Genomic DNA, 13753 nt, shown 5'->3' with positions numbered 1-13753 from the left:
GCACCCACCACCATTAACCGCGAGAAGCCACATGTGTTTCGAACACATGTGGCTTCTTAGCGTCTGCGGGCAAGGTGTCTACAGAATCAAAGTAGGGCGCGAAAACCTAGTTCTCACGGCTGGCGCGGTACAGCTCAGCGGCGCGCCCCTCCGAAGACTCGTCATCACCGAGCATCAGGTAGCACAAGTACAGGGTGAAAGCGGCGCGGCGGTCGGCGGCGAGCGTCTCCGTGTTATCACCCTCAGGGGTGCTGAAAGCAATAACGTCATGCGCCTGAGGCAGGGCGGCGATCAAGTGCGCGGCGGTTTCGTAGCCGTCCTGGTCACCAGGCAGGGTGACGTAGTGCGGCTCCGGGTTGTCGGTAGTGTTTGCACCCGCACGAGCGGCGGAAAAGTTAGCCTTGAGGACGTCCTCAACACGGCTCATCAGCTCAGCATCGGGCAGGGTGAGGTCATCCGCATCGAACGCAACGTGGATGCCGTTCAGAGTCTCGTAGGGGTGCTCACCCGCGTAGTATCCGGCGGCAAGAACGTAGCCGGTGAGTAGCTGCGCCTCGGCGGCGGTGAAGGTGCCGCGCGCCTCACGCAGGGCGGGCAGCAGAAGCTCGGCCAGGAGCGGGTGCAGGGACTCGGGGGCGTTCGCGATAGCCTCCTGCAGGGACTCTTCCGCCTCCGCGGTGGGCTCGGCGTTGAGCAGGGTCAGGAAAGCCTCATCGGTGCCCTCCCAGTAGCGGGCAATCAGCACAAGGGTTGCAACGAGTGCGAGAAGTTCACGGTAGTCGCCGGAACGGTCAGCGGCGAAAGTGTTAGCAACAACGCGGGCGAGCATGCGCGCGGCAATGTTCTCGAGGATGTACTCGTCGTAGGCGTTATCGCCGGGCCAGTTTGCGGGGTCGGGAAGGTAGGTTTCGTCCAGGTATCGCAGCACGGGTTCGAGGGGCGCGGGAGCATCCGCCGCGAGTTCGGGGCAGCACTGCTCAACCCAGCTGTTCACGGTAGCCTCGTCAGCGATACCGGTAGCCTCAGCGAGCTGGACGCGCGAGAGGCTGTACGGTGCAACGAGTGCGGCGAGGTCGTCGCCCGCGCCGTTGGAACGGTAGGTGGGCTGGTAGTTGGGGTCGGGAAGAGTTCCGGGGAGGTGGGTGGCTGCCATGGTAGCTCCTTCACTGAGGTTCGGGGTGAATTGGGTTGTATGGTGTGCGATGCTCGGGACCGCCTGAGGGGTCGGCACTTTTTCTCGCTACGCATCTTCTAGTTTCAGAATATCCCAGAGCCCCGCATCGTGTGCTGCCCGTCGTCATTACCCCTGTATTAACCGCGAAAAGCCACATATGTTCACAACACATGTGGCTTCTCGGCGGAATATGAGGATGTTAGTCCAGCAGTGCGTCCACGAACGCTTCCGGGTCGAACGGCGCCAGGTCGTCCGGGCCTTCACCCAGGCCGATGAGCTTGACGGGAACGCCGAGCTCCTCCTGGATAGCGACCACGATACCGCCCTTTGCGGTGCCGTCGAGCTTGGTCAGCACGATACCGGTGACGTCCACGATATCGCCGAAGACCTTCGCCTGAACCATACCGTTCTGGCCGGTGGTCGCGTCAATCACAAGCAGAACCTCGGTGACCGGCGCTTCCTTCTCAATCACGCGCTTAATCTTGCCGAGCTGGTCCATCAGACCGGACTTGTTCTGCAGGCGGCCCGCAGTGTCCACGAGCACGGTGTCAACGCCCTGCTCCTTACCAGCCTTCACAGCGTCAAACGCGACGGATGCGGGGTCGGCGCCTTCCTTCTCGGAACGCACGGTCTTCACGCCCACGCGGTCACCCCAGGTGGTCAGCTGCTCGGACGCGGCCGCACGGAACGTATCAGCGGCGCCCAGGAGCAGGGTCTGACCGTCAGCGACCATCACGCGGGCAATCTTACCAACCGTGGTGGTCTTACCGACGCCGTTCACGCCAACGACCAGCACCACGCCGGGGTTGCCGTCGCTGCCGGCGGTCTTCAGTTCGCGGTCCATGTCGGGGCGAACGATCTTCACGAGCTCTTCGCGGAGCATCTTCTTCACGGCGGCGGGGTTGCTCGTACCCTCAACGCGCACGCGCTGCTGCAGCGCCTCCACCAGGCGGGTGGTCGGTTCAGAACCGAGGTCGGCGAGCAGCAGAGTTTCCTCAACTTCGTCCCAGACGTCCTGGTCGATGCGGTCGCGGGAGAGCAGAGCCAGCAGGCCCTTGCCGAGCATGTTGTTGGAGCGTGCCAGGCGGGCGCGCAGGCGCACCAGGCGACCCGCGGACGGGTCAGGCATATCAAGTTCAATAGCGCGAGGTGCCGAGCTTTCGGGTTCTTCCGCCGAACCGCCGGAGGCTTCTGCCGCCTCCTGACGCAAAGACTGCAGGTTCGCGGTCTTCTTGGGTCGGCGCAGAACGGCGAAAAGTACACCGGCGATAACCAGTACACCCAGCACGATTGCGCAGATTATCATCATCGTTTCATTCACACTACTAGCTTACCGGTTTGGGAGGTTTGGCTGGTCGAGGTGACGCGCATGCCCGGCTGTCGGCGGAGTAGACTGGACACTGTTAAGTTTTTTAGCCGAACACATGGGTGGCGGTTGCGGGTGGGGCCCGCGGCTGCCGCACGGCACCGCACGATTTCGAGGATGAGCATGAGGAACCCTGCCAAAACACCGCCTGTTTTTGACCCGCGCACGATTGATCCGAACCGTGTGCCGACCGGTTTGAAGGTTCTGATTGCTGCGTCGTTCATGATTGCGGTGGGTTTTGGTTTGGTGGCGCCGGTGCTACCGAACTATGCGCAGAACTTTAATGCCACTGTCACGATGGCGACGATGGTGGTTTCTGCGTTGGCGATTACGCGCCTGATTTTTGCGCCGTCGGCGGGTCAGCTGATTACCCGTTGGGGTGAGCGTCCGGTGTACACGATTGGCATGCTGATTGTGTCGGTGACGTCGTTTATGATTGCGTTCGCCTGGGATTATTGGGTGCTGTTGGGTTCGCGTGCGGTGGCGGGTATCGGCTCGGTCATGTTCACGGTCTCTGCGATGGGTCTGCTGGTGCGCCTTTCCCCGGCGCATATGCGTGGCCGTATTTCGGGCTATTATGCGACGGCGTTCCTGCTGGGTAACCTGCTGGGCCCGGTGATTGCGAGCGCGCTGGCGCCGTTTGGTATGCGTGCGCCGTTCATTGTGTATGGTTTTTCGCTGCTGGCGGCGGGCCTGATTGTGTGGTTCTTGATGCCGTCGCAGGCGGCGCTGGAGGCGGAGCGCGACGCGATTATGGAGGCGGCGGCACTGGCTGAGGGTAAGGGCACCGGGGTGTTGCCGTCGGCGGCGCCTTCCCCTGCTGACACTCAGGCTGGCGCATCCGGTAAGGGCGCTAAGTCTGCTGCATCCGGCGGCGCTGCGGGTAAGAGTGACCTGCCTGCGATGACGGTTCGTGACGCGTTGAAGTTCTCGAATTACCGTTCTGCGTTGGTGTCGAATTGGGCGATTGGCTGGTCGGTGTTTGGTGTGCAGTCGTCGATTATTCCGTTGGCGGCGGCGTATTTGGCGACTGGTGGCGATATGTCGAATTCGGTTGCGGGTACCCTGTTGGCGTCTTTGGCGATGGCGACGAACTCGTTTGGTAATGCGTTGACGCAGACGTTCTCGGGTCGTTTTTCGGATCGTTTTGGTCGCCGTGTGATGGCGTTTTCGGGTCTGCTGTTGGCGGGTTCTGCGGTGACGTTTATGGGTTTCGCGCCGGTGGCGTGGGTGTTTGTGTCGTTGACGGCGTGTCTGGGTATTGGTGCGGCGTTTATGGGTCCGTCGATTCAGGCTGCGGTGTCTGATGTGATTGGTACTCGCCGCAGTGGTGGTCAGGTGTTGGCGGTGTATCAGATGTGTAGCGATTTCGGTATGATTTTGGGCCCGCTGGTGGCTGGTTTGATTGCGGATGCGTGGGGTTTTGTTCCGGCGTTCATTATGAGTGGTTTGTTGTTGGTGGCGGCGGCGTTTACGTGGGCGCCGTTCCGTAAGGCGCGCTGGCCGAAGGATATTGCGGACACGGACTATACGGGCCGCTAAGAGCTCTCTAATAAGTAAAAAGCCGGTGCCTGCTGCGAAGCAGGCACCGGCTCTATCTCTATGTATCAGGTCTGTATCCGGGAAGTAGATAAAAATCCGACAGGATAAATAACCCTAGAATCAGGTGAGCTGACCCGAGAAGGAAACCCCAGACCAACCCCTATTTCAACCATCCCAAGGCGAGCTAATTAGAGAAGGGAACCACATACCAGCTTCATATACCCAAGACTGCGGCGAGCTACCCCGAGAAGGTACCCACCTACCAACCCCTTCTATCCTCCACCCGAGGGGTAGGCGACCTAGAGGGCGACCGGACACGCGAAGCGGGGGCTCCGTCCTCGAAGCGCCCCCAGGCGCTGAAGAGGGGGCACTCCCCCGCAAGCGTGAACCGGTACAACCTCTCAAACAACTAGCCCACGGAAGTCACTCCCCCGCGAGCGTTGTCCGATACGCCCTCTCTCAAACCCTAGCCCACGGAAGCCTCACTCCCCCGCAAGCGGCGTCCGGTATGCCATCTCTTAGCAACCCTTATCGGGTCACGGGCACCTTGGAGAATTCACGCACGGTACCTTCGGGGTCGCCGGAGCGTACCAGCGCTTCACCGATGAGCACAGCATCGGCACCGGCACCAGCGTAGGCGCGCACGTCCTCAATGCTGGCGACACCGGATTCGGCGACCTTGATGACGGAGGTGGGCAGGTGCGCCGCGAGGGATGCGTAGTGCTCGTTGTTGACTTCGAGGGTCTTGAGGTTGCGCACGTTGATGCCGACGATTTTGGCGCCGATGCGCTGGGCGACTTCGATTTCTTCGGGGGTGTGGGTTTCAACGAGGGCGTTCATGCCGAGCGATTCGGTGAGTTCAAGGAACTCGCGCAGGGTCTGCTCGTCAAGTGCCGCGACAATCAGCAGAACCAGGTCGGCGCCGTGTGCGCGTGCCTCCCAAATCTGGTACTCGTCGACGGTGAAGTCCTTGCGCAGCACGGGGATGTTCACGGCGGCGCGGACTGCGTCAAGGTCGGCGAGGGAGCCGTTGAATCGGCGCTGCTCGGTGAGCACGGAGATTGCTGCGGCGCCACCTGCCTCGTAGCGTGCGGCAAGCGCAGCGGGGTCCGGGATTTCACCGAGGGCACCCTTGGAGGGCGAGGAGCGCTTCACCTCAGAAATAATGCGTGCGGTGGTGCCGTTGCCGCCGCCGGGTACTTCACCGCGTAGGGAGGCAAGCGCGTCACGGGCGGGTGCGGCTGCGAGGGCGCGCTTCTTCATTTCTTCGAGGGGAACCTGCTGTACGCGGGCGGCGAGGTCTTCGCGGACGCCGACGATGATCTCGTCGAGAACGGTGCTCATGGTGTCTCCTTGGGTTACTTGGTGGCGTTGACGGCTGCGTCTGCGTCCAGGGGTGCCAGGCCGGAGGCGGTCAGCACGGCGCGCAACGGGGCGGCGGACTTGTTGACGGTTTCGAGGGTTTCGGAGTCCGGGTTGGAGTCCATGACGAGGCCCGCACCTGCCTGTACGTAGGCGGTGCCTTCCTTGAGTACGGCGGTGCGGATGGCGATTGCCATGTCCATGTTGCCGGCGAAGTCGAAGTAGCCGCATACGCCGCCGTAGACGCCGCGGCGGGTGGGTTCGTATTCGTCGATGAGCTGCATGGCGCGCGGCTTGGGGGCACCGGAGAGGGTGCCTGCCGGGAAGGCGACGCGCAGCACGTCGTAGGCGCTGAACTGCGGGTCGAGTTCGGCGCTGACGGCGGAGGAAATGTGCATGATGTGGCTGAAACGCTCAATGATCATGAACTGGTCGACGGACACGGTGCCGGGCTTGGCGATGCGTGAGAGGTCGTTGCGTGCCAGGTCGACGAGCATGAGGTGTTCGGAGCGTTCCTTCTGGTCGGCGAGCAGTTCCTCGGCGAGTGCGAGGTCTTCTTCGCGGGTTGCGCCGCGCGGGCGGGAACCGGCGATGGGGTGGGTGCTGGCGATGCCGTCCTTGAGGGTGACGAGCGCCTCCGGGGAGGAGCCGACGATGTGGAAGGGGGTGCCGTTGCTGTCTTCAAAGTTGAAGAGGTACATGTACGGCGAGGGGTTGGACTGGCGCAGTACACGGTACACGTCGAGTGCCTTGGCGTTGGTTTCGGCTTCGAATCGGCGTGAGAGCACGATCTGGAAGACGTCGCCGTCGATGATGTTCTTCTTGGAGCGGTCGATGGCGTCCTTGAAGCCCTGTTCGCTCCAGGTGAGGGTGACGTCTTCGCGGACCTTACGGTCAACGTCTGCCACGCCGGAGAGAGTGGAGGTGGTTGCGGTGGCGCCGCGCTGTAGGCGGCGGAGCATGCTGTGCAGGCGCGCGACGGCATCCTCGTAGGCTCCGTCAACGTTTTCGCTGGTGCCGTTGAAGTTGATGGCGTTGGCGACGAGCAGGACGGTGCCGTCCTTGTTATCGTGGATTGCCATGTCGGAGACCATGTTGAGCGCGAATTCGGGCAGGTTCACGTCATCGGCGGGCGGGAAGGGCAGGTGCTCCCAGTGGCGCACAACGTCCCAGCCGAGGTAGCCAACCAGGCCGGAGGTGAGCGGCGGCAGGGTCGGGTCGGGTTCGGTGTAGAGCATCTGCAGGGTCTTGGCGATGGCTTCTACGGGGTCACCGTTGACGGGCGCGCCGGCGGGGGTGCGGCCCTGCCAGTGGACTGCGCCGTCAACGGTGGTGAGGGTGGAGCGGGAGGATGCGCCGATGAAGGAGTAGCGGTCCCAGGCTGCGGATTCGCCTTCTGCGGAGATTTTGGCGGATTCGAGCAGGAAGGTGCCGTGGGCGGCTTCGACGGGTTCGCCCTGGTCGTTTTGGAGTACGAGGGATCGGTAGATGCCGATGGGGGTGAGTGAGTCGGCGAGGATTTTGATGTGTACGGGAATGACGCGGGTGCCGGCTGCGCGGGCGCGGAATTCTTCGAGGCTGGGGGTGATGGTGCCCAAATCCTGCATTGCTGTACTCCTTGGTGTTGGGTTGGGAGCGCGTCGGTGCGCTATCACCTGAGCGCGCTGTGGCGCTGCGGCTCAGCATACTGAGGCTCTAGTGCCGCGCGTTGTTTCAGTTTAACCGGTACTGCGGCCCAGTTCCACGGTGAAGATTCAATAGTTCTCTTCGTGAAACTGAGCCGCGTACCGTTCAGCCGCGTTAGTTGCTGAACTGCTTGAGGGTTGCTGCGGTCTGCAGTGCCGCTGCGGTCGCCTCGTAGCCCTTATCTTCGTTAGAGCCTTCCAGTCCTGCACGGTCGAGTGCCTGCTGCTCGTTGTCGCAGGTGAGCACGCCGAAGCCGATGGGGCGGCCGGTCAGCACGGACACGTCGGTCAGGCCGTTGGTTGCGCCCTGGCAGACGTAGTCGAAGTGGGGGGTGCCGCCGCGGATGACCACGCCGAGCGCGACGATTGCGTCGAACTTCTCAGCGAGGCGGGTCGCTGCGACGGGCAGCTCGAAGGTGCCGGGAACGCGCACGAGGGTCGGCTCGATGCCTGCTGCGTAGGCGGCGCGCTTAGCACCGTTAATGAGGCCGTCCATGACCTCGGTGTGCCAGCTTGCCGCTACGATTGCGAGCTTGAAGCCCTTGTAGTCTTCGGGGTTGAGGGTGGTGTCTGCTGCGCCTACGCCGCTCATTGTGTTCTCCTTGTGGATTTTGGGTTTTTGAAAAATTAGGGGTTTGCAGGGGTGCCGCTACGCGCTTTTGAGCACGTGGCGCATACGCTCACGCTTGGTCTGCAGGTAGTATGCGTTCTCGACTCGGGCGGGAATTTCATCCGGGATGAGTTCGGTGACCTGCAGGCCGAGGCTATCGAGCGCCTCCTGCTTGGCGGGGTTGTTGGTCACGAGCCTCAGCTCGTTCACACCGAGTTCCTGCAGGATCAGTGCCGCCTGCGAGTAGTCGCGCATGTCGCCGTCCAGGCCGAGCGCCAGGTTCGCGTCGAGGGTGTCGAGCCCGGCATCCTGCAGCGCGTAGGCGCGGAGCTTGTTGACCAGGCCGATGCCGCGTCCTTCGTGGTTGCGCACGTAGATGAGGTACCCGCCGGTGTGGCCAATGATGCGCAGGCCGTTCTCCAGCTGGGGGCCGCAATCGCATCGGAAGGAACCGAAAATATCGCCGGTGGCGCATTCGGAGTGGATGCGTACCGCGGGCACTCCCCCGTCCTCGGCGGGTACGGGGGTGCCGTCACGGTCGAGGGCGCGGGCGCTGATGTGCTCGGCGCCGTCTGCGAATCGCCAGGCGCGCAGGCCGAACACACCCTGCGGGGTGGGTACGGCGATCTCTTCGGTGCTTTCGACCAGCAGCGGGCTGGAGTTGGGCACCATATCGAGGGGGCTGACTCGGTAGCCTTCAGCGAGCTGGGAGGCGATGCGCAGGGATTCGGTGCTGATCTCTTCAGCCTGTGCCTCAACCGGCTCGACCGGGGTGCCCGGCTCTGCGGGAGTGCCCGGCGTTGCCTGGGTGTTAGGGGTTTCGCTCATGCGTTCTCCTACGCCTTAGCTACGTACTTGATGAGGTCTTCGATAGAGATCATGGGCAGGTTGTGCTCGGTGGCGAAGGCGCGCAGTGCGTCGAAACGCATCATGGAGCCGTCGTCGTGCACGACCTCGGCGATAACGCCCACGCCGGACAGGCCCGCCGCGAGGGAGAGTTCCACTGCGGCTTCGGTGTGGCCGGGGCGTTCCGCCACGCCGCCGTCAACGGCGCGCAGCGGGAAGATGTGGCCGGGGCGGGTAATATCCGCCGGAGTGGAGGCAGCGTCCGCGAGGATCTGAACGGTGCGTGCGCGATCTGCCGCGGAGATACCGGTGCTCACGCCGGATGCCGCATCACAGGAGACGGTGTATGCGGTGCCCTTGGGATCCTCGTTGTTGGTGACCATGGGCGGCAGGTTCATCTCGTCGGCACGCTTGTTGCTCAGGGGTGCGCAGACCACGCCGGAGGTGTAGCGAATCATGAAGCCCATCAGCTCGGGGGTTGCGTGCTCGGCGGCGAAGATGATGTCACCTTCGTTTTCGCGGTCTTCGTCGTCAACGACGACTACGGCGCGACCTGCTGCGATAGCGTCCACTGCGGTCTGCACGCTGTCGAGGACGCTTGCGGCGTCGGCGCGACGCGGCGCAACCTGCTCACCGGAGTGCGCAGAGTCAGCCTGGGGCACGCCTGCGAACGCGGTCAGACGCTGCACATACTTAGCGAGCGCATCGGTCTCAAGGTTCACGCTGTCGCCAACCTTGAGGGCGCCGAGGTTGGTTGCCTTCAGGGTTTCGGGGATCAGGCCGACCTCGAACCATGCGGGGGTTTCGCCGGGCTCAGAAACGGCAGTGACGGTGAGGGACACGCCAGAAACAGCGATGGAGCCCTTCTCAGCGAGCAGGGGTGCCAGTTCGGTGGGCAGGTTGAAACGCAGGGTGCTCCACGCCTCGTGGGCGGTGACGGATGCGAGGGTACCTACCGCATCCACGTGGCCCTGCACGACGTGACCGTCGAGGCGGCCACCGGCGGGCAGGCAGCGCTCCAGGTTGACGGTGTCACCGGGGTTCAGGTTGCCGAGGTTGGTGCGGCGCAGAGTCTCACCCATCGCGTAAGCGCGGAACTGGCCGGGCTGCAGCTGGTCGAGGTCGATAGCAGTGAGGCATACACCGTTGACGGCGAGGGAGCCACCGTGTTCGAGGTCGGCGACGATGTCTCCGGCATTGAGGGTCAGGTAGGCTGCGTCGCTACCTTCGATGGGGGTGATGGATTCTACGGTGCCGAGGGCGCCAATGATTCCGGTAAACATGTGTGCTTTCCTTTTCTCGCCGTGTCCGCCGGGGCGTCGTCGTTGAGGGCGACGGGCGGCGATGGTTTGTTCGTCGGTATAACTATACGTATTTTTCGAATATTCCCCGTGACGGGGAGCTTTTGTGCCAGCATGCGAACCAGCCGGCACAAACTAGCCGGGCGCAGGCGGGGGGTCCTTGAGGTACTACTCCCCCGCCCGCGCTCAGCCGAAGGGAGACTAGCCCAAGCGGAGGCTAGTCCAGCCGCGACTAGTCCAGCCGCAGCTAATCTAATCTCGGTTCGGGCGCGTGGCAGGCGTCCAGCTTCGGCAGGGTACGCCGCTCACCCGGTTCCTGCGCCGTTCCGCGAGGTGCCGGCACCAGGTGCGTTGCGGTGTCATTACCGAGCACGCGCACCGCCGGGAACATGCCCAGATCGTCCAGTTGCAGGCGCGGTGCCTGCGCGAGGGTGTCCACGAGCAGACGGTACACGGCGCTCTTGCCCTGCCCCATGATCATGGGGGCGCGGTACCAGACCATCTCGTCGATGAGGTCTTCACCGGCGAAGAGGCCGACCATGCCGGGGCCGCCCTCAATCATGAGGTGCCGCACCCCGCGGGCGTACAGCTCATCGAGCAGTTCACGCGGGTCGTGGGTGAAGACCTGCAGGAAGTTCTGCGGATCCGCCTCCACACCTTCGGGCGGGTTGAGACCGCGCACGCGGTAGTTCTCGGTAATCTCGGTTTTGCCCATGACCACGCGCAGCGGCTGCTTCTCGAAGCGTTCCCCGTTGGCGTCGCGCGCGTCCAGGGTCGGGTCGTCCATGAGGGTGGTGCGGGTACCGATCATGACGGCGTCGGCGCGGTGACGAATCAAGTGCCCGTCAATGCGCGCGGCGGGGCCGGTAATCCACTTGCTCGTGCCGTCAGCTGCCGCAATGAACCCGTCCAGGGTGGAGGCGCTCTTTGCGGTAATGAAGGGGCGGCGTTCGGCGGCGGCAATGAACCAGCGCTCGTTCAGCAGGTAGGATGCGTTCGCGAACTCCTCCATGGCGTGCACGGTGACGCCCTGCGAGCGCAGGTAGGCGGCGCCTCCAGCTGCGTTTTCGGTGTCGTCGCTGTAGGCGTAGTAGAGTTCGCTAATGCCCGCCTCGGCGACGGCGTGGGAGCAGGGGCCGGTGCGTCCGGTGTGGTTGCAGGGCTCGAGGCTCACGTACATGCGGGCGCCGGTGAGGTCGGTTCCCGCGGCTCGGGCGGCGGCGAGGGCGTCTGCTTCGGCGTGCGGGGTGCCTGCGCCTCGGTGGTAGCCCACGTGCAGCAGGTGCCCGTGCGCGTCAGTGATGACGGCGCCGACGAGGGGATTCGCGCCGCGAATACCCTGGCGTGCCGCCTGCAGTGCCAGGGTCATGGCTTCTGCGTGGCTGAGCTCCTGCTCGGGGCTGGGCAGCTGGAGGGTGCGTGCGGCGGGCAGCCCGGCGAGGTGGCCGTACTCCGCGGCAGAATAGTCCACATCGTTGCGCGGCGAAGATACGCTCGGGGTGACGGTTACGGGCAGGTGCGCGCTCGCCAGCACCTGCTGCGAGGGGTTCTGCGGCATTTATGCACGGCCCTTCTGCACGTCGGTTACTTCAACGGTCACGTCGGGGAACTGGGTCTGTACCTGGGTCTTCTGCGCCTCCAGGTTGCGGGTGCGCCACCAGACGAAGAAACCAACCAGGGTGAAGCACCCGTAGAACACGTACATGAAGGAGGTCGCGTAGTAGCCTGCACTCCACAGCAGCGGCACGCCGACCAGGTCGACGGCAACCCAGATGAGCCAGAATTCAACCCAGCCGCGCGCCATGCCGTAGGTGGCGAGCAGCGAGCCGGTGAAGATCCAGGCGTCGGACCAGACGGGTTCGTAGGAGCCGAGGGCGCGGAAGATGGGGGTGAGTAGCAGGGTGCCTGCGACCATGGCGACAACCAGGCCTGCGCGTTCGGTGTTGGTAGCCCACTTGGGGATCACCGCGGCACCTTCGGAGGCGTCACCACCGGCGGCGCGGGTTGCACGCCAACGATGCCAGCCCCAGATGGACACGGCAATAAACATGATCTGGCGGCCTGCCTGGCCGAGCATGGTGACGGGGTGCGGGCTGCCGACGAGGGCGCCCAGGAAGACGGTGAGGAGCAGCAGGTTGCCGAGAATGCCGACGGGCCACGCCCATACTTTGCGTCGCATTCCGCCGAGCGCCGATGCCAGGCCGAATGCGTTTCCGAGAACTTCGCGCACGAGGAGGGACTGATCCCCCACGTGAATTTGTGCGTCGAAGAGCCACCGCAAGATGTCCATTGTTTCTTTCCTCTCTGAGTTGGACCGTGTGTCGGATGCGCTGGGTGCGCATCTGCGGCGGCTCCGGGGAGAGGAACAGAAAAGGGCGGCTACCGCGGGCATCTTATGGGGTGCCCGATTTATGGGATGGCCGGTATCCGTGGTGAGGCGGGAGCGGCGATTCAGCCAACCGTGGCTGAAAACCGTGGCTGAAATCAGAGACTGCGATCGAGGGGAATAACGTACCGGCACCTACGAAAGGTGCCTCTCCCCTGCTACACAGAAAGCTGATGCTCTCTGAAACAACTGCGTTGGGTGCGCGATGCAAGCTGTCCCAAGGTTTCTCGGGCGGCTCGACAGAGTGCGCTCCTGCCTTTTTCTGCTCGTGCTACCTTCCATCCAGACTGTACTGTCGGCACCGGATTTTCACCGGTTCGGCCTCTCTTGCGGGCGGGCTTCTCTAGCGGAGTCTTGCATCCTGTGCGGATGCGAAGATTCGTACGATTTTTGCCTGCCTGCGAGAGTGGTTCGCGGGCTGTGACCGCCGGTTCGGAATTTCACCGACCCCGGAGCACGATGTTGATACTGATTATGCCACAGCGCACGCAGGGGGTTTAATTTGTTTTCTCTGGGATAATTTCCGTGACAAGATGACGTTTTATGACTGTACTCTCGGCGCATCTTCAAGACCCTCTCAACAAGCCCTCGCGGCAGCCACGTGCGGGACCGTTTTGGACCCGATTCTTCAATTTTCGGGAATGATTTATCACGGTTTCATAACGGTGGAGAGCACCAAACAGACCAAAGAGTTATGAGGACCTTCTGAGGGGTTACCAGAACACATTGAACACCCGTCAATACCTTTATGACAAGGAATTATAACAATAAGGTTAAATTATTGGTTTAAGGTTTACTCCAGGGGTGATTTAAGGTTATTCTTATCTACAGGAGCTCCCATCACCGATAAACCGGTTCCGTTGAGAGCGACATGATTCGGACCATCCGAGCACTCACATCAAACCCTTAAGCTTCTGCCATTTGAAGCTGGAAGACTACTCCGTGGACTGCATTCTTTGGATAGTTTTCGACGCAGCATCTGCGCGCACTAAACTGCGCGGTTTATGCGGCACACGATGCTGAGGTGCTTCACCATCGGGAGGCAACCACACCGAATTGTTTTCTCAACGGAGCCGGCGTGGGGGCCCCGTCGAAATACTTCCGGAAGATCGTACATTGTGTACCCCTTTGTGTGGGGTGTTGTGCGTGTCGAACGGTCATAGACTCCCGTTCTTCTGTCGTCGCCTACCGTGGTGCGCGATGGGGGTTACGGGAACCTTGCGGGATGGTTGATCCCGCGCGCTCTGCATTGTCTTGTGGAGTGTGGTGTGTTTGGGTGGCGTATTCGCAGTGCCGGAGCGAATACGCCACCCGTTTTTAACGTGTAAAACCCTGCCCACCCCAAACTCAGGCGAGCTGCACACGAAACTCAGCCCTAGACCAGCCTCATATACCCCAGACTGAGGCAAGCTAGCCTGAGAAGGAAACCCCGCACCAAGCCACCCATATTCCCTACCCCAAGGGATTGGCGCGTTACCTCT

At 62.6% G+C, this 13753-nt stretch carries 10 protein-coding genes and 1 riboswitch; of the genes, 1 reads left to right on the top strand and 9 read right to left on the bottom strand.

Translation table 11 applies throughout. The features are described from left to right. Nucleotides 1-106: 106 nt before the first annotated feature. Nucleotides 107-1153 (bottom strand): glycosyltransferase, encoded by a 1047-nt coding sequence (locus HMPREF2842_RS05455; protein ID WP_070543082.1) that lies wholly within the window; start codon nt 1151-1153, stop codon nt 107-109. 220 nt (nt 1154-1373) lie between these two features. Continuing rightward, nucleotides 1374-2483 carry a signal recognition particle-docking protein FtsY gene (gene ftsY / locus HMPREF2842_RS05450; protein ID WP_044150495.1) on the bottom strand — a complete coding sequence of 370 codons (1110 nt, stop codon included), beginning with the start codon at nt 2481-2483 and terminating at the stop codon, nt 1374-1376. Nucleotides 2484-2663: 180 nt separating this feature from the next. On the opposite strand from ftsY, the gene HMPREF2842_RS05445 reads away from it, so the two are divergent. Continuing rightward, nucleotides 2664-4082 carry an MFS transporter gene (locus tag HMPREF2842_RS05445; protein ID WP_070643182.1) on the top strand — a complete coding sequence of 473 codons (1419 nt, stop codon included), beginning with the start codon at nt 2664-2666 and terminating at the stop codon, nt 4080-4082. A gap of 528 nt (nt 4083-4610) precedes the next feature. Here the strand turns inward: HMPREF2842_RS05445 and trpC are convergent. The 7 genes from trpC to pnuC all read right to left on the bottom strand — a co-directional run bounded on the left by trpC (nt 4611) and on the right by pnuC (nt 12176). Beyond that, nucleotides 4611-5426 (bottom strand): indole-3-glycerol phosphate synthase TrpC, encoded by an 816-nt coding sequence (trpC, locus tag HMPREF2842_RS05440; protein WP_049353149.1) that lies wholly within the window; start codon nt 5424-5426, stop codon nt 4611-4613. A gap of 14 nt (nt 5427-5440) precedes the next feature. Next, entirely contained in the window at nt 5441-7051 is a 1611-nt protein-coding gene (locus tag HMPREF2842_RS05435; RefSeq protein WP_070643180.1) for an anthranilate synthase component I, read from the bottom strand. Nucleotides 7052-7244: 193 nt separating this feature from the next. After that, nucleotides 7245-7721 (bottom strand): 6,7-dimethyl-8-ribityllumazine synthase, encoded by a 477-nt coding sequence (ribH, locus tag HMPREF2842_RS05430; protein ID WP_070643178.1) that lies wholly within the window; start codon nt 7719-7721, stop codon nt 7245-7247. A 57-nt stretch (nt 7722-7778) separates the two neighbouring features. Then, the gene (locus tag HMPREF2842_RS05425) at nt 7779-8567 is read right to left on the bottom strand and encodes a GTP cyclohydrolase II (protein WP_141752180.1); all 789 of its coding nucleotides are present in this window, start codon (nt 8565-8567) and stop codon (nt 7779-7781) included. Between the two features lie 8 nt (nt 8568-8575). Further along, nucleotides 8576-9868, bottom strand: coding sequence for a 3,4-dihydroxy-2-butanone-4-phosphate synthase (gene ribB, locus HMPREF2842_RS05420; RefSeq protein WP_070643175.1), 1293 nt, complete (start codon nt 9866-9868; stop codon nt 8576-8578). Nucleotides 9869-10133: 265 nt separating this feature from the next. Beyond that, the gene (ribD, locus tag HMPREF2842_RS05415) at nt 10134-11444 is read right to left on the bottom strand and encodes a bifunctional diaminohydroxyphosphoribosylaminopyrimidine deaminase/5-amino-6-(5-phosphoribosylamino)uracil reductase RibD (RefSeq protein WP_070643173.1); all 1311 of its coding nucleotides are present in this window, start codon (nt 11442-11444) and stop codon (nt 10134-10136) included. Then, nucleotides 11445-12176, bottom strand: coding sequence for a nicotinamide riboside transporter PnuC (gene pnuC / locus HMPREF2842_RS05410; RefSeq protein WP_049337701.1), 732 nt, complete (start codon nt 12174-12176; stop codon nt 11445-11447). Nucleotides 12177-12536: 360 nt separating this feature from the next. Then, a riboswitch (FMN riboswitch) is annotated at nt 12537-12734 on the bottom strand. Between the last annotated feature and the right edge of the window lie 1019 nt (nt 12735-13753).

Origin of the sequence: Rothia sp. HMSC069C10 (genome assembly GCF_001812205.1) — a bacterium.
Lineage (GTDB): Bacteria > Actinomycetota > Actinomycetes > Actinomycetales > Micrococcaceae > Rothia > Rothia mucilaginosa.
Note: the sequence above shows the minus strand (reverse complement) of the source record. Positions and strands in the feature narration are given on the sequence as shown.